The sequence below is a fragment of the Streptomyces sp. NPDC002499 genome (genome assembly GCF_053595415.1).
In genome coordinates this window covers 620776-644979 of record NZ_JBSFXO010000004.1, presented here as the reverse complement: position 1 = coordinate 644979, position 24204 = coordinate 620776, and the positions used below count along the sequence as shown (strand labels likewise).

Sequence of the window (24204 nt, the reverse complement as noted above, 5' to 3'; positions counted from 1 at the left end):
CTGCAAGCCCCCAGCCGACCGCCTCAGCCCCTAGGAGAGAGACAGTGAACGACTTCCCCGGCAGCGGCCTGTTCGACCGCACGCGCGCCGAGTACACGGGTCCCGCGGCGGAGTCCCGTTACGTCATCCCGCGCTTCGTCGAGCGCACCTCGCAGGGCGTGCGCGAGTACGACCCGTACGCGAAGCTCTTCGAGGAGCGCGTGATCTTCCTCGGCGTCCAGATCGACGACGCCTCCGCCAACGACGTCATGGCGCAGCTGCTGTGCCTGGAGTCGATGGACCCCGACCGGGACATCTCGGTCTACATCAACAGCCCCGGCGGCTCCTTCACGGCGCTCACGGCCATCTACGACACGATGCAGTTCGTGAAGCCGGACGTCCAGACGGTCTGCATGGGTCAGGCGGCCTCCGCCGCCGCGATCCTGCTCGCCGCCGGTACGCCGGGCAAGCGCATGGCGCTGCCCAACGCGCGCGTGCTGATCCACCAGCCCTACAGCGAGACCGGCCGCGGACAGGTCTCCGACCTGGAGATCGCCGCCAACGAGATCCTGCGGATGCGTGCGCAGCTGGAGGAGATGCTGGCCAAGCACTCCACCACGCCGATCGACAAGATCCGCGAGGACATCGAGCGCGACAAGATCCTGACCGCCGAGGAGGCGCTCTCCTACGGTCTGATCGACCAGATCATCTCCACCCGGAAGATGAACAACGCCGCCGTCTCCTAGACGGAAGGCTGTATCGTCTGCCGCCCCTTGGCATGGTTCATGTGCTTTGACACGCTGCACGTCAAAGTGAACCGCGCCAAGGGGGGCCCGAACGGGGGGCCCGGCAAGGTACCGTCGGATTAAGGCAGCACCAGGAGCCGCTGGATCTAGGCGTCTCCCAGGCGAAGGGGAAGCACACCGTGGCACGCATCGGTGACGGCGGCGATCTGCTCAAGTGCTCGTTCTGCGGCAAGAGCCAGAAGCAGGTCAAGAAGCTCATCGCAGGGCCTGGTGTGTACATCTGCGACGAGTGCATCGATCTCTGCAACGAGATCATCGAGGAAGAACTCGCGGAGACCAGCGAGGTCCGCTGGGAGGAACTCCCCAAGCCGCGGGAGATCTACGAGTTCCTGGAGGGCTACGTCGTGGGCCAGGAGCCCGCGAAGAAGGCCCTGTCCGTCGCGGTCTACAACCACTACAAGCGCGTCCAGGCCGGCGAGAACGGTGGCGCCAACGGCCGTGACGACGCGATCGAGTTGGCGAAGTCCAACATTCTTCTGCTCGGTCCCACGGGCTCCGGCAAGACGCTGCTCGCCCAGACCCTGGCCCGCATGCTGAACGTGCCGTTCGCCATCGCGGACGCCACCGCGCTGACCGAGGCGGGGTACGTCGGCGAGGACGTCGAGAACATCCTGCTGAAGCTGATCCAGGCGGCGGACTACGACGTCAAGAAGGCCGAGACCGGGATCATCTACATCGACGAGATCGACAAGGTCGCCAGGAAGAGTGAAAACCCTTCCATCACCCGCGATGTCTCCGGCGAGGGCGTTCAGCAGGCCCTCCTGAAGATCCTCGAGGGCACCACGGCCTCGGTCCCGCCGCAGGGCGGACGCAAGCACCCGCACCAGGAGTTCATCCAGATCGACACGACGAACGTGCTGTTCATCGTGGGCGGTGCCTTCGCCGGTCTGGAGAAGATCATCGAGTCGCGGGCCGGCGCCAAGGGCATCGGCTTCGGCGCGACGATCCACTCGAAGCGGGAGCTCCAGGCCAAGGACCAGTTCGAGGACGTCATGCCGGAGGACCTGGTCAAGTTCGGCATGATCCCCGAGTTCATCGGCCGCCTCCCCGTCATCACCTCGGTCCACAACCTGGACCGCGAGGCCCTGCTCCAGATCCTGATCGAGCCGCGCAACGCGCTGATGAAGCAGTACCAACGTCTCTTCGAACTCGACGGTGTGGAACTGGACTTCGAGCGCGAGGCCCTGGAGGCCATCGCCGACCAGGCCATCCTCCGCCAGACCGGCGCGCGCGGCCTGCGCGCCATCATGGAGGAAGTCCTCATGTCCGTGATGTACGAGGTCCCGTCCCGCAAGGACGTGGCCCGCGTGGTCATCACGGCGGACGTCGTCCACTCCAACGTGAACCCGACGCTGATCCCGAGGGACGCGCGCAACGGGCGGGGGCCGGGGGAGCAGAAGACGGCGTAGTCACACATCCAAGTAAGCAGACGGTGCCCGGCGCTTGAGAAGCGCCGGGCACCGTTTGTTCACGCCACTGGGCGAAGCGATCAGGCCAGATGCACGTCAGAGCTTGATCCGGGTGCGCTGCATTGATTGGGTAAATCCGACCACATCGGCCATGTGTTCGAATGGCTGGTGATTCAGAAACGGGAGGATTCCGATGGGTAGGACGAGGCGGATCTTGACAGTGGTAAGTGTGCTTGCAGCCGCAGGCGTTGTGCCGCTGGTGACGGCTACATCGGCGAGCGCGGACCAGAGCCGCTGTGTGAACTACATAGGCGAGCAGGGCTATTTGGTTGGCCCCAAAGTGAAAAAGGCGTGCAACTACCCTGCTCTGCATGGGGGGGCGGTCATAGCGAACCCGTTCTGTATCGAGCAGCTCACCCAGGCGGGCGTTCGCCTGGGGCATGCCCAGGTTGCGTGCGTCCGCGCCTGATCGGGGACGTTCAGGACAGGGAAGGGGCGCCCGCAACTCTGAGTGCGGGCGCCCCTTCATGCTGACGCGTACGGTGTCAGGCCTTCACACGCACGTCGTTGCGGACCTTGGCGGTCAGCGCGGCCGCGTCGTCCATGGATGTGCTCTTGCCCGCGGCGACGGAGGCGATGTCGTACGAGACCACGTAGGTGATCGTGCTGTGGTCGCCCCAGATGCAGAACGGCATCGTCGTCTTCTTGCCGGACTCCGCGGTCTCGACGTTCTGGCACTTCAGGACGCCGTTCTCGAACCCGGCGGGCTTGAACTCCTGCGGGGTGCCCACGAGTTTGCCGTCGCCGGCCGAGGCGTCCTTCTCGGAGTCCTTCTTCATCTGGGCGAACATGGCGTCGACGGTCTTCGCGGGATCGTCGATGGTGCCGTACACGCCCGCGAACAACAGGTTCTTCGCGGCGAGACCCGTCCCCGAGGAGTAGCTCGCGCTGACGTCCTTGGGGTTCTTGACACCCCAGGACTCGGCGTCCTTGATGTCCTCGGCGGTCAACGTGTCGGCCTCGCCGTCGTTGCCCTTCTTGTACTTCCCGTCGAGGATCGTCGCCGGCGCCGAGAGCTTGTGCGGGCCGTCGTCCTTCACGCTGCCCGAGCCGCTGTCGCTGCCCCCGCCGATCACGAAGTACGCGCCGACCGCGATCGCCGCCACGACCGCCACCGCGCCGATGATCACGCCCGTCTTCTTGCCGCCGCCACCGGAGGCCGGCGGCTGCGGCGGGTAGGGCTGCTGGCCGTAAGGAGGCTGCTGGCCGTACGGGTCCGGCTGCGGCGGCACGCCCTGCGGGGGCTGCTGCGGGTAGCCGTAACCGGGCTGCGGCTGGGTGGGCGGCTGCTGGGGGTAGCCGTAGCCGGGCTGGGGCGCCTGCGGCGGCTGCTGGCCGTACGGGCCCGGCTGGCCGTACGGACCGGGCTGCTGGGGCTGCCCGCCGTACGGGCCCGGCTGGTTGTGACTCATTACTGGGTTCCCCTCCAGATGTTTATGTGGCCCTGACATCCTGGCGCAGGCACAGGAACCTCACTGCATCGGGGGCCGCACCGTTACAGAACAAAGGCGTTTCGGGACACCCCCGCGACACCCCTAAACTGGGCCCGTGACCGAGAATGCTCAGCAGCAGCCCACAGCGCCCGACACCGAACTGCCGACTCAGTACGCGCCGGCCGATGTAGAGGGACCGCTGTACGAGCGCTGGGTAGAACGGGGTTACTTCGCCGCCGACGCGAAGAGCGAGAAGCCGCCGTACACCATCGTCATCCCGCCGCCGAACGTCACCGGCTCCCTGCACCTGGGCCACGCCTTCCAGCACACGCTCATGGACGCCCTCACCCGCCGCAAGCGCATGCAGGGCTTCGAGGCACTGTGGCTGCCCGGCATGGACCACGCCGGCATCGCCACCCAGAACAAGGTCGAGCAGCAGCTCGCCGAGGAGGGCAAGTCCCGCCAGGACCTGGGCCGCGAGGAGTTCGTCGAGCGGGTCTGGCAGTGGAAGGAGGAGTACGGCGGCAGGATCCTCGGCCAGATGCGCCGCCTCGGCGACGGCGTCGACTGGAGCCGCGAGCGCTTCACCATGGACGAGGGTCTGTCCCAGGCCGTCCAGACCATCTTCAAGCGGCTGTACGACGACGAGTTGATCTACCGCGCCGAGCGCATCATCAACTGGTGTCCGCGCTGTCTGACGGCCATCTCGGACATCGAGGTGGAGTACCAGGAGGACGACGGCGAGCTGGTCTCCATCACGTACGGCGAGGGGGACGAGACGCTGGTCGTCGCGACCACCCGCGCGGAGACGATGCTCGGTGACACCGCGGTCGCCGTCCACCCGGACGACGAGCGGTACAAGCACCTGGTCGGCAGGCGCATCAAGCTGCCGCTGACCGACCGTACGATCCCCGTCGTCGCGGACACGCACGTCGACCCCGAGTTCGGCACGGGTGCCGTCAAGGTCACCCCGGCCCACGACCCGAACGACTTCGCGATCGGCCAGCGCCACGGCCTGGAGTCGATCACGGTCATGGACGAGCGCGCGGTCATCACCGTCCACGGTCCCTTCGAGGGCCTGGACCGCTTCGAGGCGCGCTCCGCGATCGTCGCCGCACTGCGCTCGCAGGGCCGGATCGTCGCCGAGAAGCGGCCGTACGTCCACAGCGTCGGCCACTGCTCGCGCTGCGGCACGACCATCGAGCCGCGGCTGTCCATGCAGTGGTGGGTCAAGGTCGGCCCGCTCGCCAAGGCCGCCGGTGACGCGGTCCGCGACGGCCGGGTCAAGATCCACCCCGAGGACATGTCGAAGCGGTACTTCGACTGGGTCGACAACATGCACGACTGGTGCATCTCACGCCAGTTGTGGTGGGGCCACCGCATCCCCGTCTGGTACGGCCCCGAGGGCGAGGTCGTCTGTGTCGGCCCCGACGAGGAGCCGCCGGCGGGCGAGGGCTGGCGCCAGGACACCGACGTCCTCGACACCTGGTTCTCGTCCGGCCTGTGGCCCTTCTCCACCCTCGGCTGGCCCGAACAGACCGCGGATCTGCGGAAGTTCTACCCGACGGACGTCCTGCTGACCGGCCACGACATCATCTTCTTCTGGGTCGCCAGGATGATGATGTTCGGTCTGTACGCGATGGACGGCGAAGTCCCCTTCAAGACCATCGCGTTGACGGGCCTGGTCCGTGACGAGCGCGGCAAGAAGATGTCGAAGTCCTTCGGCAACGTCGTCGACCCGCTCGACTGGATGGACAAGTACGGCTCCGACGCGGTCCGTTTCACCCTGGCCCGCGGCGCCAACCCCGGTACGGACGTGCCGATCGGTGAGGACTGGGTCCAGGCGTCCCGGAACTTCGCGAACAAGATCTGGAACGCGACGCGCTTCGCGCTGATGAACGGCGCGACGGTCGAAGGCCCGCTCCCGTCCCCGTCCGAGATGTCGGCGACGGACCGCTGGATCCTGTCCCGTCTGAACAAGACGGTGGCCGAAGTCGACGCGTTCTACGACGACTTCCAGTTCGCGAAGCTCTCCGACGCCCTCTACCACTTCGCGTGGGACGAGGTCTTCGACTGGTACGTCGAGCTGTCGAAGACGACGTTCCAGGCGGGCGGTCCGTCGGCGGAGGTCTCGAAGCGGGTCCTCGGCGAGGTCCTCGATGTCACCCTCCGGCTCCTCCACCCGGTCGTCCCGTTCGTCACGGACACGTTGTGGACGACGCTGACGGCCGGCGAGTCGGTGGTCGTCGCGGAGTGGCCGAAGGACAGCGCCTTCCGTGACGAGGCCGCCGAGCGCGAGATCGAGACGCTCCAGGCCGTCATCACGGAGGTCCGGCGCTTCCGTGCGGACCAGGGCCTGCAGCCGGGCCAGCGGGTTCCGGCCCGCCTCACGCTCGACGGCACGGCGCTGGCCCCCCACGAGGCGGCGATCCGCCAGCTCCTCCGCCTCCAGCCGGAGGGCGAGTCCTTCACGGCGACGGCGACCCTGCCGGTCTCGGGTGCGGAGGTCGCCCTGGACCTCTCCGGCACGATCGATGTCGGCGCGGAACGCAAGCGCCTGGCGAAGGACCTGGCGGCGGCGGAAAAGGAAAAAGCCCAGGCGACAGCCAAGCTCGGCAACGAGGCGTTCCTGGCCAAGGCCCCGGACAACGTGGTCGACAAGATCCGAGGCCGCTTGACGAAGGCGGACGAGGACATCACAAGGATCAAGTCCCAACTGGACAGGCTGCCGTCCGCGTAGGGATCTGTACGTGAGTGAGGGCCCCGGAGTTCCAAGCCTCCGGGGCCTTCGTGTGCCGTCAGGGGGTTTTCGCTCCCCGGCGCTGGCCGGTGCCGCTGCGCCCACCCGTGCCGCCCCAGCGGCACGACTGCCCGCAGCTGGGTGGGTTGGGGGCGGCGAGGGGCTGCGCGGCGGCGAGCTGAGTGGGTTGGGGGCTGCGCGGCGCCGAGTTCTGGGCGCCGAGTTACGGGACGGCTGGGTGCCGCTGGCCTGTGGTTTTTAGGGGCGCGGGGAACTGCGCGGCCAGCCGCAACGCACCCGCACTCGCCCACGAAGACCAGCCACCCCACTCCCTGGGCGCACCGTCACTCCGGCTCCGTAGACTGGGACCGTGAGCGACACCGACCCCTTCGACGAGATCATCGCCAACGAGACCGACCGCGATCCCGACCTCGCGGTCATCGAGGCCGGCAGCCGCACCCTGCGTACCCAGGGCGCACCGCCGGAGGCAGACGTGCCGGCGCGTCCCGAGGACCCGGAGGTCGACAAGGCGCTGCGCGCGGTCGAGGCGGAACTCGCCGGCCGCTGGGGCGAGACCAAGCTGGAGCCCAGCGTCACCCGCATCGCCGCGCTGATGGATCTCCTGGGCGACCCCCAGCGCTCGTACCCCTCGATCCACATCACGGGGACGAACGGCAAGACGTCGACCGCCCGCATGATCGAGGCCCTCCTCGGCGCCTTCGAACTGCGCACCGGTCGCTACACCTCCCCGCACGTCCAGTCCGTCACCGAGCGGATCAGCCTGGACGGCGCCCCGATCTCCGCCGAGCGGTTCATCGAGACGTACGAGGACATCAAGCCGTACATCGAGATGGTCGACGCGCAGCAGCCCTACCGCCTGTCCTTCTTCGAGGTGCTCACCGGCATGGCGTACGCCGCCTTCGCCGACGCCCCCGTGGACGTGGCCGTCGTCGAGGTCGGTATGGGTGGGACCTGGGACGCCACCAACGTGATCGACGGTGACGTCGCCGTCGTCACCCCCATCGACCTGGACCACACCGACCGGCTCGGCGAGACGCCCGGCGAGATCGCCAAGGAGAAGTCCGGTGTCATCAAGCAGGACGCGACGGTCATCCTGGCCCAGCAGCCGGTGGACGCGGCCCAGGTGCTGCTGAAGAAGGCCGTCGACGTCGACGCCACCGTGGCCAGGGAGGGACTCGAGTTCGGGGTCGTCGCCCGCCAGGTCGCCGTCGGCGGACAGCTGCTCACCCTGCGCGGCCTGGGCGGCGAGTACGGCGAGGTGTACCTCCCCCTGCACGGCGGCTACCAGGCGCACAACGCGGCCGTCGCCCTCGCCGCCGTCGAGGCGTTCTTCGGCGTCGGCTCCCAGCGCCCCGAGCCGCTCGACCTCGAGACGGTCCGCAAGGCTTTCGCGGCCGTGTCCTCGCCGGGCCGCCTCGAAGTCGTACGCCGCTCGCCCACCGTCGTGCTGGACGCGGCGCACAACCCGGCCGGCGCCCGCGCCACCGCCGAGGCGGTCGGTGAGGCCTTCGACTTCAGCCGGCTGATCGGCGTGGTCGGGGCGAGCGCCGACAAGAACGTGCGGGGGCTGCTCGAAGCCTTCGAACCGATCTTCGCCGAGGTCGTCGTCACCCAGAACTCCAGCCACCGCGCGATGGACACCGACGAGCTCGCGGGCATCGCCGTCGAGGTGTTCGGCGAGGACCGCGTCCAGGTCGAGCCGCGGCTGCCGGACGCGCTGGAGGCGGCGATCACGCTGTCCGAGGAGGACGGCGAGTTCGCGGGCGGCGGCGTGCTCGTGACCGGCTCCGTCATCACCGTGGGCGAGGCCCGACTGCTCCTGGGGAGGGGCTGACCACCCGTGCGTACGCTCTGTTCTTCCACCCTGATCGGCGAGTTCTTCGTGATCGGCTTCGCCGGTCTGGTGGCCATGAAGGACCCCGACCTGTCCATGTCGACGGTGTGGACGGTCAGCGGCATCGCGATGCTCCTGTCTGTCCTGCTGTGCGCCGTGGTGACCCGCCCCGGCGGGATCGCCATGGGCTGGGCCCTGCAGATCGCGCTGATCGCGTCCGGCTTCATCGTGCCGTCGATGTTCTTCCTCGGCGCGATCTTCGCGGCCCTGTGGTGGGCCTCGGTGCACTACGGCAGAAAGATCGACGAGGCGAAGGCGAGATTCGCCGAGCAGGCCGCCTCGGCCACGGTCGCGCCGGCGGGCTCAGCGGGCTCCTCTACACCTGACGCTGTGTGACAAGGGCCCCGACACGCCCTGTAATCTTCGAACACCCCGCACGAATCTTGATCCAAGGAGCCCCGCCGTGACTCAGCGCACCCTCGTCCTGCTCAAGCCCGACGCGGTCCGCCGTGGCCTGACCGGCGAGATCATCGGCCGCATCGAGCGCAAGGCCGACTGGCGGATCACCGCGCTGGAGCTGCGCACCCTGGACCAGGAGACGCTGGAGCAGCACTACGGCGAGCACAAGGGCAAGCCCTTCTACGAGCCGCTGGTCGAGTTCATGGCGTCCGGTCCGGTCGTCGCGCTGATCGTCGAGGGCGAGCGGGTCATCGAGGGCGTCCGCGCCCTGGCGGGCCCGACCGACCCGATCGCCGCCGCCCCCGGCTCCATCCGCGGCGACTTCGGCGTCATCGTGCGGGAGAACCTGATCCACGCGAGCGACTCCGTCGAGTCGGCGGAGCGCGAGGTGAAGATCTTCTTCCCGGACCACGCATAGCCCCTCCGGGACCACGCACAGCCCTCCGGGTGACCGCTTACGGAGTTTTCGTGGACGTTTCTGACTGGGTGTCAGCCGGGGGGCTCTCCTGACCTGGGACGGGTGGCCCTTTTCGGCCGTCCCTCGGCATATGCGTGCCGATCGGGGGAACGAGTGCCCCCGATGGGCCGTCTCCACAAGCGGGGCCGCGCATCATCTGCTGACAATGGCGAAGACCCTCACGCGGTGTTCGCGAAGGCGCGTCTACGATGGAAGCCTTCACGTCACTGCACCCACTTCGCCGACCTGAAAAGCCCTCAAAAGCTCCCAGGAAGGCCAGACGAATCCTGATGGGGAACTCAATGTCGTTCATCGGCCGTGACATGGCTGTCGACCTCGGGACCGCCAACACGCTGGTGTACGTCAGGGGTCGCGGGATCGTACTCAACGAGCCGTCCGTCGTCGCGATCAACACGAACACCGGTGGAATTCTGGCGGTCGGCGCCGAAGCGAAGAAGATGATCGGGCGGACCCCCGGCAACATCGTTGCCGTGCGCCCGCTGAAGGACGGCGTGATCGCCGACTTCGAGATCACCGAGCGAATGCTCCGCTACTTCATTCTGAAGATCCACAAGCGGCGGTATCTCGCGCGGCCGCGCGTCGTCGTGTGCGTGCCCTCGGGCATCACCGGCGTCGAGCGCCGTGCCGTCATCGAGGCGTCGTCCCAGGCCGGGGCGCGCCAGGTGCACATCATCGAGGAGCCCATGGCCGCGGCCATCGGTTCCGGCCTGCCGGTCCACGAGGCCACGGGCAACATGGTGGTGGACATCGGCGGCGGCACCACGGAGGTCGCGGTCATCTCGCTCGGCGGCATCGTCACCGCCCAGTCCATCCGCGTCGCGGGCGACGAACTGGACAACGCGATCATCCAGCACATCAAGAAGGAGTACAGCCTTCTGCTGGGTGAGCGGACGGCCGAACAGATCAAGATCACGATCGGTTCGGCGTACGACCTCGACGCTGACGAACACACCGAAATCCGCGGCCGGGACCTGGTCTCCGGCCTGCCCAAGACCGTGGTCATCTCCGCCGCCGAAGTGCGCAAGGCGATCGAGGAACCCGTCAACGCGATCGTCGACGCCGTGAAGACCACCCTCGACAAGTGCCCGCCCGAGCTGTCCGGCGACATCATGGACCGCGGGATCGTCCTGACCGGCGGCGGCGCCCTGCTGCGCGGCCTGGACGAGCGGCTGCGCCGGGAGACCGGTATGCCGATCCACATCGCCGAGGACCCGCTGGACAGCGTGGCGCTCGGTTCCGGCAAGTGCGTCGAGGAGTTCGAGGCACTTCAGCAGGTTCTCGACGCCTCGCCGCGCAGATGACGTAACTCTTCGATTCCGCCGTACGAGACGATCTCCTCTCGTGCGGCGGATCGTTGATATAGAGGCATAAGCTCGCGGATAAACAACCACCTGCATGGCACACACACCCCCTGCACATTCCTATGAGGAAGGCACGGCCGCCGCACGTGAGGGACACACGAGAGAGCCGGCTGCTCCTGGTGCTGCTGATCGCCGTCGCGTTCGCGCTGATCACGGTGGACATCCGCGGCGGAGAGGATTCGCCGGTCGACGGTGCCCGCCAGGCCGCGGCCACGGTCTTCGGCCCGATCGAGAACGGTGTGTCGTCCGCCGTCGACCCGGTCGGCAACGCCGTCTCCGCCATCCGCGACTCGGGTGAGCGGCACGACCGGCTCGCCCGTCTTGAGCAGGAGAACGCGGCCCTCAAGGCGAAGCTCGGCAGCGACGACCGCAACGCCAGCCGCCTCAAACAGCTCGACAAGATGCTGAAGGTCGCCGGCGAGGGCCAGTACGGCATCAAGGGCGCCCAGGTCATCGGCATAGGAGCGGCCCAGGGCTTCTCCTGGACGGTCTCCATCGACATCGGCGCCAACGACGGCATCAAGCGCGACATGACCGTCCTCAACGGCGACGGTCTGGTCGGCCGCGTGACCACCGTCGGCCCCAACACCTCCACCGTGCTGCTCGCCAACGACCCCGACTTCACCGTCGGCACCCGCATGGAGGGCAGCGACGAACTCGGCTTCGCCTCCGGACAGGGCGACCGCCCGCTGCGCGTCGAACTCCTCAACGGCAAGGCCGAGGTGAAGAAGGGCGACCGGCTGGTCACCTTCGGCTCGCAGGCCGACAAGCCCTTCGTGCCCGGCGTACCGGTCGGCGTCGTCTCCCGCGTCGAACCCTCCGCGGGCGGCCTGACCCGCACCATCTACGTCACGCCGTACGTCGCCTTCACCAAACTCGACGTCATCGGCGTCGTCGTGGAGGCCCCCAAGCAGGACCCGCGGGACACGGTGCTCCCGAAGAAGCCCAAGCCGACCCCCACACCGACGGTCACCGTCACGGTCACCCCGTCCGCAGGCGCACCCGTCGACGGTCAACAGCAAGAGCAGCAGTAGGAGCTGAGTCACCCCCATGCGCGTCAACCGGATCCTGCTTTCCTCGGCCCTGGTCGTCGTCGCCCTGGTGCTCCAGGTGAGCGTCCTCGCCCGCCTCCACCTCCCGGGTGCCGTCCCCGACCTGCTGCTCCTGACCGTCCTCGGCCTCGCCATGGTCTACGGCCATGTCGGCGGCGCCCTCGTCGGCTTCGGCGCGGGACTGCTCGCCGACCTCGCGCCACCCGCCGACCACGCGGCCGGGCGCTACGCCCTGGTGCTGTGCGTCGTCGGCTACCTCGCGGGCCTGGCCAGACCGGAGAACGGCCGGCTCAAGTCGGCCACCGGACCCATGGTCGTCGTGGTCGCCGCCGCGGTCGGCTCGACCCTGCTGTACGCGGGCGTGGGCGCCCTCGTCGGCGACACCGCCGCCCGCCATGTCGGCCTGCCCAGCCTGCTGTTCTCGGCCGCCCTGTACGACCTGCTGCTCGCCCCGTTCGTCGTGCCCGGCATCATGGCGCTGGCCCGCAAGGCGGAGAACGACCCGCTCGCCGAGACCAACTCCGCCGCCGGCAAGGCCACCGACATCTCCTCCGGCTGGCTGTCGGCCGGCACAGGCCTGAAGATCGGCGGCCAGCGCGGCGGCCTCGGCTCCCTGAAGACCAAGGCGCGCGCCCGTACCACCCGCGTGGGCCGCATCAAGGGGGTCAAGCGGCTGTGAGCGCGCGGGAGTTGGCGGCGGCCATTCACAGGTCCGTCGGATATGACACAGACACACACTGAGAGGGGGAGGCAGCCGCAGTGACCAACATCCCCGAGACCGGTCGGACCCCACGCGTCCAGATCAGGCTCGTCGTCATCCAGATCCTCGTCCTCTCCCTGCTCGGCACCCTCGGCGGACGCCTGTGGTACCTGCAGATCCGCGAGGGCAACGAGTACGCCAAGGAGGCGTCCGGCAACCACGTCCAGCAGGTCGTCCAGCCCGCCGTACGCGGCTCGATCCTGGACGCGCGCGGCGTGCCGCTCGCCGACAACGAGACCCGGCTCGTGGTCTCCGCCTCACGCACCGACCTGCTGAAGATGAAGGACGACGGCAGGGCCGTCCTCACCAAGCTGGCCGGCGTCCTCGGGATGAAGCCCCAGGAGGTCATCCAGAAGGTCCGGCTCTGCGACGCGCAGACGCCCAAGCCCTGCTGGAACGGCTCGCCCTACCAGCCGATCCCGATCACCGACGAGGCCACCGCCAAGCAGGCCCTTCAGATCCGCGAGCGCGCCGAGGACTTCCCCGGCATCACCGCCGAGCCGGAGGCCGTGCGCCGCTACGCGAGCCCCGGCAAGTCCAACACCGCCCAGGTCCTCGGCTACCTCTCGCCCGTCACCGACGACGAGATCACCAAGGCCCAGGACACCGACTCGCCCTATCTGCGCTCCGACCAGGTCGGCCGCTCCGGCCTCGAGCGCGAGTACGACAAGGAACTGCGCGGCAAGGCCGGCGTCACCCGCTACGAGGTCGACAACCTCGGCCGCGTCATCGGCAAGGCCGAGTCCGACGCCGCTGTGCCCGGTGCCAACCTCGTCACCAGCATCGACGCCCGCGTCCAGCGGGTCGCCGAGTACGAGCTGAACCAGGCCATGAAGAAGGCCCGGGACGTATACGACAAGATCACCGGCGAGAACTACAAGGCCGACTCCGGCGCCGTCGTGGTGATGGAGGCCAAGACCGGCCGGGTCGTCGCCATGGCGTCCGCGCCGACCTACGACCCGAACGTCTGGGTCGGCGGCATCTCCGCCAAGGACTACAAGAAGCTCACCGGCAAGAACTCCGACTACCCGCTGCTCAACAGGGCCATACAGGGTCAGTCCGCGCCCGGTTCGACCTTCAAGGTGGTCTCCACGGCCGCCGCGGTCGAGGCCGGCTACGAGTGGGACGGCGGCTACCCCTGCACCAGTTCGTACTCCGTGGGTGGCCAGGTCTTCAAGAACTTCGAGGGCGAGAGCTTCGGCCCCATCTCACTGGGCCGCGCCCTGGAGGTCTCCTGCGACACCGTCTTCTACGGTCTCGCCGACCGCGAGTGGAAGAAGGACGGCGGCATCAACCCGAAGAAGGGTGAGCCCAAGGACTACTTCTACAAGGCGGCCCACCAGTTCGGCCTCGGCAAGGTGACCGGCATCGACCTCCCCAACGAGGTCACCGGCCGCGTCCCGGACCGCAAGTGGAAGCAGGAGACCTGGGAGGCCAACAAGGCCTACTGGTGCAAGACCGGCAAGAAGGGCGGCACGTACGTCCAGCAGATCGCGTACGAGAACTGCCTCGAAGGCAACAAGATGCGCGAGGGCGACTCGATCAACTACTCCATCGGCCAGGGCGACACCCTCGTCACGCCGATCCAGGAGGCCGCGATCTACGGTGCCCTCGCCAACGGCGGCACCATGTACCAGCCGACCATCGGCAAGGCGATCGTCAGCCCCGACGGCAAGTCCGTCCAGGAGATCAAGCCGAAGGCCGTGGGCAAGCTCCCGGTCGACCAGGCGACCATCAAGGGCATGGACTCCGCGCTCGCCGGCGTGGTCACCCGCGGTACCGCCGCCTGGAAGTTCGGCGGCTGGCCGCAGGACAAGATCCCGCTGCACGCCAAGACCGGTACCGCCGAGGTCTACGGCAAGCAGACCACGTCCTGGCTCGCCACCTACTCCAAGGACTACACGGTCATCATGACCATCGCCCAGGCCGGTACCGGTTCGGGCGCCTCCGGTGAGGCCGTGCGCGGGATCTACAACGCCCTCTACGGCGTCCAGGCCGACGGCTCGATCGACAAGAAGAAGGCGATGCTGCCGACCCCGCAGAAGGGGCTGCCGAAGGTCAGGACGGACGGCACGATCAACTCCCCGAAGATCGCCAAGGACCCCGTCAAGGAGCTCAAGGCGACCGACAAGGGCACGGCCGCGCCGGACGAGACCCAGCCGGGCGCGACCACCAACACGCCGACGACCAACCAGAACACGCGAAGGCGACCCCGTAAGCGAGGCAGCCGGAGGATGCTCACATGACCGGCAACAGCTTCTCCGTCTCCGGCTACGGCCCCGAGCGGGCCGGCTGGACCCGGGTCTTCGCCCGCGACTCGCTCGCCCGCCGGCTGGACTGGCCGATACTGCTGGCCGCCCTCGCCCTGTCGATGATCGGCGCGGTCCTCGTCTTCTCGGCGACCCGCAACCGTACCGAGATCAACCAGGGCGACCAGTACTACTTCCTCCTCCGGCACCTCATGAACACCGGCATCGGCTTCTGCCTGATGATCGGCACCGTCTGGCTAGGCCACCGCACCCTGCGCACCGCCGTCCCGATCCTCTACGGCGCCTCGGTCTTCCTGATCCTGCTGGTGCTCACCCCGCTGGGCTCCACGGTCAACGGCGCGCACTCCTGGATCGTGCTCGGCGGCGGCTTCTCGCTCCAGCCCTCGGAGTTCGTGAAGATCACGATCATCCTCGGCATGGCGATGCTGCTCTCCGCCCGGGTCGACGCCGGCGACAAGAAGTACCCCGACCCCCGTACGGTCCTCCAGGCCCTGGGCCTGGCCGCCGTACCGATCCTGGTCGTGCTGCTCATGCCCGACCTCGGGTCGGTCATGGTCATGGTGATCATCATCCTCGGCGTGCTGCTCGCCTCCGGCGCCTCCAACCGCTGGGTGTTCGGGCTGATCTCCGCGGGCGCGCTGGGCGCGATCGCGGTCTGGCAGCTGCACATCCTGGACGACTACCAGATCAACCGCTTCGCCGCCTTCGCCAACCCCGACCTCGACCCGGCGGGCGTCGGCTACAACACCAACCAGGCGCGCATCGCGATCGGCTCCGGCGGGCTGACCGGCTCCGGGCTGTTCCACGGCTCGCAGACCACCGGCCAGTTCGTGCCCGAGCAGCAGACGGACTTCGTCTTCACGGTCGCGGGGGAGGAGCTCGGCTTCGTCGGCGCGGGCCTGATCATCCTCCTGCTCGGCGTCGTCCTGTGGCGGGCCTGCCGCATCGCCCGCGAGACGACCGAGCTGTACGGCACGATCGTGGCCGCCGGGATCGTGGCGTGGTTCGCCTTCCAGGCCTTCGAGAACATCGGCATGACGCTGGGCATCATGCCGGTCACCGGCCTGCCGCTGCCCTTCGTCTCGTACGGCGGCACCTCCATGTTCGCGGTGTGGGTGGCGGTCGGGCTGTTGCAGTCGATCAGGGTGCAGCGACCGATGTCGGCGTAGGCAATCGCCTGTTGTCCCTGCGTTTCCCCGGGATTCACACACGACGGGCCCTGCCGCTGAGCAGGGAATCCCATTACATTCAGGTCATGGCGGACACAAAGCGTGAGATCGAGCGGAAGTACGAATCCGACGACAGTGGACTGCCCGACCTGACCGGCGTCTCCGGTGTCGCGACCGTGGTCGACAAGGGCGTCGCGCACCTGGACGCCACCTACTACGACACCGCCGACCAGCGGCTGGCCGCGGCCCGCATCACGCTGCGCCGGCGCACCGGCGGCTCGGACGCCGGCTGGCACCTCAAGTTCCCGGTCGCCCCCGACATCCGCGACGAGATCCACGCCCCGCTCGCCGACACCCTCCCGCCCGACCTCGCCGGGCTGGTCCGCTCCCGGGTCCGGGACGCCGAACTGGTCCCGGTCGTCCGGCTGCGCTCCGACCGCGACCTGCGCCACCTCGTCGACGCCGACGGCCGCCTCCTCGCCGAGGTGAGCGTGGACGCCGTACACGCCGAGGGGCTCGTGGCCGGCGCCGGTACCGCGCAGTGGACCGAGCTGGAGGTCGAGCTGGCCGACGGTGGTGACCCGGCCTTCCTCGACAAGGTCGACAAGCGGCTGCGGAAGGCGGGCGTACGGCCCTCGAAGTCCTCGTCGAAGCTGGCCCGGGCGCTGACGGAGACGGCACCGAGGCGGAAGGGCGGCGGCAAGAAGAAGCAGCCGTCGCAGCCGTCGCCCGCGGACCCGGTGACCGCGGGCGACCACGTCCTCGCGTACGTCCGCGAGCAGCGGGACGCGCTGCTCGAACTCGACCCCGCCGTACGGCAGGACGCACCCGACTCCGTGCACCGCATGCGGGTCGCCACCCGTCGGACGCGCAGCGCCTTCCGCTCGTACGCGAAGGTCCTCGATCGTACGGTCACCGACCCGATCGGCGAGGAACTGAAGTGGCTGGCCGGCGAACTCGGCGTCGACCGCGACCGCGAGGTGATGACCGAACGCCTGACCGCCGCCGTCGACGCCCTGCCCCCCACCCTCGTCCACGGCCCCCTCCGCACCCGCCTGCACACCTGGGCCAACGCCAGCCGTGGCGGATCACGCAGCCGGCTGACCGGCGTCCTGGACTCCGCGCGCTACCTGGCCCTGCTCGACGCGCTGGACGCCCTCGTCGCGGACCCGCCGCTGCGCGCGGACGCCGCCGGGAAACCGGAGAAGGTGATCGCCAAGGCCGTACACAAGGACTTCGGGAAGCTGTCGGTCCTGGTGGACCGGGCCATCGACCTCGAACCCGGCGCCGAGCGCGACGTGGCCGTCCACGAGGCGCGCAAGAAGGCGAAGCGGGCCCGGTACTCGGCCGAGGCCGCCGCACCCGCCCTCGGCTCTCCCGCCTCCGCGCTGGTCAAGTCGATGAAGTCGGTGCAGAGCCTGCTCGGCGACCACCAGGACAGCGTGATGACCCGCCAGACCCTGCGCGAGCTGGCCGCCGTGGCGCACGCGGCAGGAGAGGACACCTTCACGTACGGGCTGCTGTACGGGCGTGAGGAGCAGGTCGCGGCGACCGTGGAGGCGCGGCTGCCGGGGGTGTGGGAGGGGATCAGGACGTCGGCCGTGCTCTGAGGGATGCGGGGGTCCCGGGGGGCTCTCGGCGGTCGGGGAGGTCCCCGGGGCGGGTCCCGGGCGGTCGGGGAGGTCCCGAGGTCGCGTTAGGCTGGATGGTCACCCCAGTCCTTTCAGTCCAGCCCACGAAGGTGCGCGAGATGCCTGCCGAAGTCGCTGCGGCCGCAGAGTCCGTGTTTCCGCAGCTCGAAGCCCTGCTCCCGCATGTGCAGAAGCCGATCCAGTACGTCGGCGGTGAGCTCAACTCCACGGTCAAGCCGTGGGAGTCCTGCGATGTCCGCTGGGCGCTCATGTACCCCGACGCCTACGAGGTCGGGCTGCCCAACCAGGGCGTCATGATCCTCTACGAGGTCCTGAACGAGCAGCAGGGCACCCTCGCCGAGCGCACGTACAGCGTGTGGCCGGACCTGGAGGCGCTGATGCGGGAGCACGGCGTCCCGCAGTTCACGGTGGACAGCCACCGCCCGGTGGGCGCGTTCGACGTGTTCGGTCTGTCCTTCTCCACGGAGCTGGGCTACACGAACATGCTCACGGCCCTGGACCTGGCGGGCATCCCGCTGGAGTCGAAGGACCGGGGCCTGGACGACCCGATCGTCCTGGCGGGCGGCCACGCGGCCTTCAACCCGGAACCCATCGCGGAGTTCATCGACGCGGCGATCATCGGCGACGGCGAGCAGGCGGTCCTCGACATGACGAGGATCATCCGCGAGTGGAAGGCGGAGGGCCGCCCCGGCGGCCGCGAGGAGGTCCTCCTCCGCCTCGCCAAGACGGGCTCGGTGTACATCCCGGCCTTCTACGACGTCGAGTACCTCGCCGACGGCCGGATCGCCCGCGTGGTCCCCAACCGGTCGGGCGTCCCGTGGCGGGTGTCGAAGCATACGGTGATGGACCTCGACGAATGGCCGTACCCCAAGCAGCCGTTGGTCCCGCTGGCGGAGACGGTCCACGAGCGCATGTCCGTCGAGATCTTCCGCGGCTGCACGCGCGGCTGCCGCTTCTGCCAGGCGGGCATGATCACCCGCCCGGTGCGCGAGCGCTCGATCACGGGCATCGGCGAGATGGTGGAGAAGGGCCTCAAGGCGACGGGCTTCGAGGAGGTGGGCCTGCTGTCGTTGTCGTCCGCCGACCACTCGGAGATCGGAGACATCGCGAAGGGCCTGGCGGACCGGTACACGGAGGACAAGATCGGCCTGTCCCTCCCGTCGACGCGGGTGGACGCCTTCAACGTGGACCTGGCGAACGAGCTGACGCGCAACGGGCGTCGCTCGGGCCTGACCTTCGCGCCGGAGGGCGGCTCGGAGCGCATGCGCAAGGTCATCAACAAGATGGTCACGGAGGAGGACCTGATCCGGACCGTCTCCACGGCGTACGGCAACGGCTGGCGCCAGGTGAAGCTGTACTTCATGTGCGGCCTGCCGACGGAGACCGACGAGGACGTCCTCCAGATCGCCGACATGGCGATGAACGTGATCGCCGAGGGCCGCAAGGTCTCCGGCCAGAACGACATCCGCTGCACGGTGTCGATCGGCGGCTTCGTCCCCAAGCCCCACACCCCGTTCCAGTGGGCCCCGCAGCTGTCGGCGGCGGAGACGGACGCGCGCCTCGGAAAGCTTCGGGACAAGATCCGCGGCGACAAGAAGTACGGCCGCTCGATCGGCTTCCGCTACCACGACGGCAAGCCGGGCATCGTCGAGGGCCTGCTGTCGAGGGGCGACCGGCGGGTGGGTTCGGTGATCCGCGCGGTCTACGAGGACGGCGGCCGCTTCGACGGCTGGCGCGAGCACTTCTCCTACGACCGCTGGATGCGCTGCGCGGAGAAGACGCTGCCGGCCTTCGGCGTCGACGTCGACTGGTACACGACCCGCGAGAAGACGTACGAGGAGGTCCTGCCCTGGGACCACCTCGACTCGGGCCTGGACAAGGACTGGCTCTGGGAGGACTGGCAGGACGCGCTGGACGAGACGGAGGTGGAGGACTGCCGGTGGACGCCCTGCTTTGACTGTGGGGTGTGTCCACAGATGGACACTTGGCCACAAGTAAGTAACAGCGGGAAGAAGTTGCTGCCGCTGACGGTCAAGAAGGACGGCCCGACCAGCGGACACACGCACTGACGTGAGCGAGGCGTTGGGGCGGATCGCAGAGGTGTTGGGGGACGGCGGCGAGGATGAGGTTGCTGCCGTCCTGGGGGCGCTTGGGGCGCAGTTTGGACGGCAGCCGCCCGTGCAGGAGACGCCGAGGACGCCTCTGCCACCGCGTGGAGGCTCTTCCGCTATCCACTCCGAGGTGGAGTGGGTCTAGGGGCTCCCAAGCCTTGACGGGCGCGATCGCGACGGCAGCACGCGATGGTGTCCGTTCGGCAGAGACCCGGTCGACGGTGGAGATGTTGACCGGGTCGACGGGATGTATGTATGGGGCCGCGTCGCGGCCCACTCGGTCCAGGAGCCGTTGTAGTTCTTGACGCTGTACGGGTGTTCCGGCTCACTGAGCACAGCGTTGCTGAAGTGAGGTCAGGCAGGGGGCGTCGATCTGCACCAGCCGGACTGTACGACGGGTCATCCACGTGAGCGAGACCCCCGCTCCGATCCCTTCGCCGTACAGGCCCACCCCTGGCGCCCCTCCGACGCCCCGGAACTCGACGTGTGGACGTGGCCTCGCGGCTGCTGAGCATTGTGGTGCAGGCGACCGGCCGCAGGCGCTGCGGGCAGGTGATGGCTAAGGAGATGTGGGCGGACGGCTCGGTCTACTACCAACTCGAACTCGACGTGCACGGCGATACGCGTGTCACGCCCCGCTTGTATCAGTAGCCACAATCTGGGCTCAGCGTCGCCTGCACTCCCCGCTCACAACCGACCAGGGACGTCTGCGAGCAGCACCAGGGAGGCATGCCAAAGCAGGCGTGGATCCGCTAGCATTCGGCTAGCTACCGCCGGAGCATGGCGGTCAACCAGGGGCCGGATCACTAGCGACGCTCACCCGAGTCCCGAGGACCAAAAAATCTCGTGTTGATAACAGAGCGCCACCTATTCGTTATCTGAACCCGCACGAGATCGGTTCTCGGTCCACGCCTGCGCCCCCCTCGATCCGCCTTCGGGGTCGAGAACCTCAAAAAAAACGCCGCTCGATGTGACGCACATCACCCCGGAGCCATTCGTTCCACGAAACACTTCTTGGGTGTTGTGCGTAAGCAGGCGCCGAGCGGCTTGGTTCTCGACTCGAAAGCGGTCCTCCAATGCCGTCCCTGCCGCCCCTCCCACCCGGCATAGCCAAGGCGCTTCTCGTCGCCGTGCGTATGCTCCCGCTGCTCGTGATCGTCTGTTTGTCCGCCCCGGCCTGGGTGCTCTGGCCTTTCCTCTCCGCGCCCCGGCAGCAGGTCGTGTTGGAGATGGTCAAGGCGCTAGGAACCTGGGTTGGCGTCGCCAGCGAGCCCGCGGGCAAGGAGGAGAAGCCCGAACTCCCACCCCCGGACAAGCAGAAGGCCCAACTCCCGCCCGCGCGCGAGGCGAAGGGAGCTGCGGCCAAGCCCTCCCAGAAAATTAGGCAGTCGCCTCAACGTCAGCCTGGTCGAGGGAGACGGCGCGGTCAGCGTGCTTGAGGACCATGCGCGTGGCGACCAGCGCGCCGCCCGTGATTACGCTCCTGCGCGCAGCGCTGCCACTCGCGTGCCTGCACGGCTGCCGTGGCCGTCCGCTGCTCCTCGAACAGCCGGTCGCACTCTGCGGCTTCCTCGTCCGTCCAGCCGGGCGACGCGGGCCGGTCGGGATGCTCGCGGCCCGGGTCGGTCACCTCTTCCCATCCGGGGTGAGGCTTTCGCGACCACGGGAGCATGGCCTGGTACGCGAGCAGCCGGCGGGCGAGCTCGACGGCCTGGCGCTGCTTGCCGCGCAGGTCATCAGGGAAGGCGTGCGCATCGAACGCGTCAGGGGCAGTGGTGCTTCCTTGGATGCTAGTTCGATGCAACGACAACGCCCGGCCGCCGCAGCAGGGGTGGGGCCGGGCGGTGAGGTGACGTGATGTGGGAGTAGCAGGCAGGGCCGCGTCACGTCACGTCGAGGCCGGAACAGGTCTTTGATGTAGGCGCGGTGCGCCACGAAGAGGCCGACCGTGGCCCCTTCGGCTTCCACTTGCGTCACGTCAGGGCTTATGCCGACCGCGGTGACCGCAGATGGACACTTCCATCCAAATCGGGCCTACGGGGAAGAAGTTGCTGCCTCTTACGGTCAAGAACGCGGCTGCTGCGCCTGGGGGGCACTCGCACTGACGTGGTGCCGTTGGCGGTCCTGGAGTGGCGTTGTTGCGCAGCCGGCCCGGTCGCGTCGTTCGACGTGGCCGGGCCGAGGGCGTGAGGGGTGGTCAGGTGCCGCTGTTGACGTTGCCCGGCTCGGGTGAGTTCAGGGGGGACCAAGGGCCGGGGCAGGTCAGGGTGGCCGGGGTGTTCATCGCGTGGCTCTCGGTGCAGATGGTCTCGAAGACCAGGCCCGTGGTCGTGATGATGTCGTACTTGATGCCTGCCAGGTCCTGGTTGCCCTGGCTGTGTTCGTTGACGGACACGGCGCACGCGTAGCCGTTGGTGCCGCCGTTCGGATAGCCCGTCAGCGTGCTGAGGTCGGTCCATCTCATGGCGTGGTTCTCGTTGGGGCGGACGTCGCGGATGCCCGCGTAGGTGATGGTTCCGCTCACCGCGCCGCGTACCTCGTACACCTGCTGGTCCTGGAAGCCGTCGATGTCGGCACAGGGGCCGGTGGCACCGGTCGCGCCGGTGGAGCCAGGGGTGCCGGGAGTGCCGGGGGCGCCCATGGGGCCGGTGGGGCCCCGATCGCCCTGTGGGCCGGTCGGGCCGGCGGGGCCGGTCGGACCCGGGGCTCCCGGCTGGCCGGGTTGACCGGGCTGGCCCTGTGGGCCGGTGGCTCCTGTGGGTCCCTGCGGGCCGGTGGCTCCCTTGTCGCCCTTCGGGCCCTTGTCACCCTTTTCGCCCTTGGGGCCTCGGGGACCCCTGGGGCCGGTGGGGCCCGTCGGTCCCTTGCAGTTGGTCTTGTGGCCGGGGGTCCGGGACTCGTGCGGGTGGCCCGGTTTGCAGTGGTCGCCGCCGTTGCCGGCCGTCGCCCTCGCCTGGTCGGTCACGCTGCGCGTCGCCGCGGCGGTCGGGTCGGCGACGCCGGCTGCCAGGACCAGGGCGAGCGAGGTGACCATGCCGGCCTTCCTGAACCTGTCCCGCGCCAGCGGCCCGAGGAGTGCTGTCCGGAACTCGGCACTCGTCTTCATCCACATGCTCCTTGCTCGACCGGTTCGGGTGACGTCCCGAATTCAAGTGCGAGCTTGACCTGGGCAGGGCGAGGTGATCGGCAGGGCAGATCGGAACGCGCCCGCTTGTCGTCATATCGGACTAATCCATGCGTTCTGATGGGGCATTTTTTACCCGCGATCACCCGTCTTGGCTCATGCGCCGCTGTTCGGGGCCTGTCCGGCTCGGCCTCCGCGTGGTGGGACGGCCGTGCGACGGGAGCGTGCGACGGTGACGCCCGTGGTTCCGACGGGACGTCAGCAGTCCGGGACGGGTGAGGCCGTGAACGTGAAGCAGCAGACCCTCTGCCTGTGCATGATCGTCAAGAACGAGTCGCTCGTGATCGAGCGCTGTCTGGAGGCCGTCCGTCCGCTCGTCGACTACTGGGTGATCTCCGACACCGGCTCGACGGACGGCACGCAGGACCTGATCCGCAAGGTCCTTGACGGCGTTCCGGGCGAGCTGCGCGAGGACCCCTGGGTCGACTTCGGGCACAACCGGACCCGGAACATCCGGCACGCCCGCGGCAAGGCCGACTACCTGCTCACTCTCGACGCAGACCATGTCCTGCGCCAGGACGCCCCGCTGCCCCGGCTGGCGGCGGGTTCGTACATGCTGCGCTACGCGGGCCCCGGCACCCAGCACCGGTTCAAGCACCTCATGCGGGGCGACTGGCTGTGGCGCTACGAGGGTGTCACGCACGAGTACCCGTGCACCGACGAGCCCGATGTCCAGGAGAACCTGGACGTGCTCGTCATCGAGGACCAGGCCGACGGCGGGTGCCGCGGCGACAAGTTCGAGCGCGACGCACGCCTGTTGAGGCGCGAGCTCGAGCGCGACCCGGACAACCCGCGCACGGTCTTCTACCTGGCCAACACCGAACGCGACCTGGGGCACGCGCAGGAGGCGATCGGTCTCTACGAGCGGCGCGCCCGGATGGGGGGCTGGGGCGAGGAGGTCTACTGCTCGCTCCTGGAGGCGGGGATTCTGCGGGCGGAGAAGACGGACGACTGGCCGGGGGCGATGGATGCGTTCTCCCGGGCCTGGGACGGGCGCCCTCAACGACTCGAAGCCTGCTACGAGTTGGCGTCCCGGCTGCGGCTCGCGGGCCGATACCGCACGGCGTACGCCCTGCTCGTCGATGTCGTGGGCAGGCCGGAACCGGATGACCTGCTGTTCACCAGGCCCTGGGTGTACCGGTGGGGGCTCCTCTTCGAGTTCTCGATCACCGCGTACTGGGTCGGCGAGTTCGCGGCCTCCGTCGAGGCGTGCGACAGACTGCTGGCGCTGCCGGATCTGCCCGCCGTGATTCGCCAACAGACCCTGACCAACCGGGAGTTCGCCGCCCCGAACGTCGTCGCGGTCGCTCGGCCGTCGAACCCCGTACGCAGGCCGAAGGCCTCCCGGGCGGGCAAGGCGGCCAGGAGGAAGAAGGGGTAGGCGGCGCTGGGCGGCGGTGGTCCGGAGGGTGGGCGCGACCACTCG

At 68.7% G+C, this 24204-nt stretch carries 18 protein-coding genes; 16 read left to right on the top strand and 2 right to left on the bottom strand.

Features of this window, described 5'->3' with window-relative positions; translation table 11 throughout:
• Positions 1-44: 44 nt before the first annotated feature.
• Positions 45-725 (top strand): ATP-dependent Clp protease proteolytic subunit, encoded by a 681-nt coding sequence (locus ACWD5F_RS13895; protein WP_401721084.1) that lies wholly within the window; start codon positions 45-47, stop codon positions 723-725.
• Between the two features lie 179 nt (positions 726-904).
• Positions 905-2194: an ATP-dependent Clp protease ATP-binding subunit ClpX gene (gene clpX, locus ACWD5F_RS13890; protein ID WP_280876679.1), complete on the top strand. Its 1290-nt coding sequence runs from the start codon at positions 905-907 to the stop codon at positions 2192-2194.
• A 545-nt stretch (positions 2195-2739) separates the two neighbouring features.
• Here the strand turns inward: clpX and ACWD5F_RS13885 are convergent.
• Complete coding sequence (locus ACWD5F_RS13885) at positions 2740-3666, bottom strand: hypothetical protein (RefSeq protein ID WP_451254051.1); 927 nt, start codon at positions 3664-3666, stop codon at positions 2740-2742.
• 136 nt (positions 3667-3802) lie between these two features.
• On the opposite strand from ACWD5F_RS13885, the gene ACWD5F_RS13880 reads away from it, so the two are divergent.
• The 13 genes from ACWD5F_RS13880 to ACWD5F_RS13820 all read left to right on the top strand — a co-directional run bounded on the left by ACWD5F_RS13880 (position 3803) and on the right by ACWD5F_RS13820 (position 21452).
• Complete coding sequence (locus ACWD5F_RS13880) at positions 3803-6427, top strand: valine--tRNA ligase (RefSeq protein ID WP_451254049.1); 2625 nt, start codon at positions 3803-3805, stop codon at positions 6425-6427.
• A 370-nt stretch (positions 6428-6797) separates the two neighbouring features.
• Positions 6798-8282 carry a bifunctional tetrahydrofolate synthase/dihydrofolate synthase gene (gene folC, locus ACWD5F_RS13875; RefSeq protein ID WP_451254047.1) on the top strand — a complete coding sequence of 495 codons (1485 nt, stop codon included), beginning with the start codon at positions 6798-6800 and terminating at the stop codon, positions 8280-8282.
• A gap of 6 nt (positions 8283-8288) precedes the next feature.
• Positions 8289-8678 carry a DUF4233 domain-containing protein gene (locus tag ACWD5F_RS13870; RefSeq protein ID WP_451254045.1) on the top strand — a complete coding sequence of 130 codons (390 nt, stop codon included), beginning with the start codon at positions 8289-8291 and terminating at the stop codon, positions 8676-8678.
• A gap of 67 nt (positions 8679-8745) precedes the next feature.
• Positions 8746-9159, top strand: coding sequence for a nucleoside-diphosphate kinase (gene ndk / locus ACWD5F_RS13865; RefSeq protein ID WP_451254043.1), 414 nt, complete (start codon positions 8746-8748; stop codon positions 9157-9159).
• A 341-nt stretch (positions 9160-9500) separates the two neighbouring features.
• A complete protein-coding gene (locus ACWD5F_RS13860) occupies positions 9501-10520 on the top strand; it encodes a rod shape-determining protein (protein WP_123999956.1) in 1020 nt (339 codons plus the stop codon).
• Between the two features lie 146 nt (positions 10521-10666).
• Positions 10667-11614: a rod shape-determining protein MreC gene (gene mreC / locus ACWD5F_RS13855; RefSeq protein WP_401721067.1), complete on the top strand. Its 948-nt coding sequence runs from the start codon at positions 10667-10669 to the stop codon at positions 11612-11614.
• A 16-nt stretch (positions 11615-11630) separates the two neighbouring features.
• Entirely contained in the window at positions 11631-12311 is a 681-nt protein-coding gene (mreD, locus tag ACWD5F_RS13850; protein WP_401721064.1) for a rod shape-determining protein MreD, read from the top strand.
• Positions 12312-12391: 80 nt separating this feature from the next.
• A complete protein-coding gene (gene mrdA / locus ACWD5F_RS13845; RefSeq protein ID WP_451254040.1) occupies positions 12392-14638 on the top strand; it encodes a penicillin-binding protein 2 in 2247 nt (748 codons plus the stop codon).
• Positions 14635-15831, top strand: a complete 1197-nt coding sequence (gene rodA, locus ACWD5F_RS13840; protein ID WP_451254038.1) for a rod shape-determining protein RodA — start codon at positions 14635-14637, stop codon at positions 15829-15831. The genes mrdA and rodA overlap by 4 nt, the downstream gene beginning before the upstream one ends.
• Before the next feature lie 86 nt (positions 15832-15917).
• Entirely contained in the window at positions 15918-17441 is a 1524-nt protein-coding gene (locus ACWD5F_RS13835) for a CYTH and CHAD domain-containing protein (RefSeq protein ID WP_451254036.1), read from the top strand.
• A gap of 140 nt (positions 17442-17581) precedes the next feature.
• Positions 17582-19552, top strand: a complete 1971-nt coding sequence (locus tag ACWD5F_RS13830) for a TIGR03960 family B12-binding radical SAM protein (protein WP_451254034.1) — start codon at positions 17582-17584, stop codon at positions 19550-19552.
• Between the two features lie 528 nt (positions 19553-20080).
• A complete protein-coding gene (locus ACWD5F_RS13825) occupies positions 20081-20245 on the top strand; it encodes a hypothetical protein (RefSeq protein WP_451254032.1) in 165 nt (54 codons plus the stop codon).
• 799 nt (positions 20246-21044) lie between these two features.
• Positions 21045-21452: a hypothetical protein gene (locus tag ACWD5F_RS13820; protein ID WP_451254030.1), complete on the top strand. Its 408-nt coding sequence runs from the start codon at positions 21045-21047 to the stop codon at positions 21450-21452.
• Between the two features lie 339 nt (positions 21453-21791).
• Here the strand turns inward: ACWD5F_RS13820 and ACWD5F_RS13815 are convergent, their stop codons facing one another.
• Complete coding sequence (locus tag ACWD5F_RS13815) at positions 21792-22700, bottom strand: hypothetical protein (protein WP_451254028.1); 909 nt, start codon at positions 22698-22700, stop codon at positions 21792-21794.
• 334 nt (positions 22701-23034) lie between these two features.
• On the opposite strand from ACWD5F_RS13815, the gene ACWD5F_RS13810 reads away from it, so the two are divergent.
• Positions 23035-24159, top strand: coding sequence for a glycosyltransferase (locus ACWD5F_RS13810; protein ID WP_451254133.1), 1125 nt, complete (start codon positions 23035-23037; stop codon positions 24157-24159).
• The last annotated feature ends 45 nt before the right edge of the window (positions 24160-24204 follow it).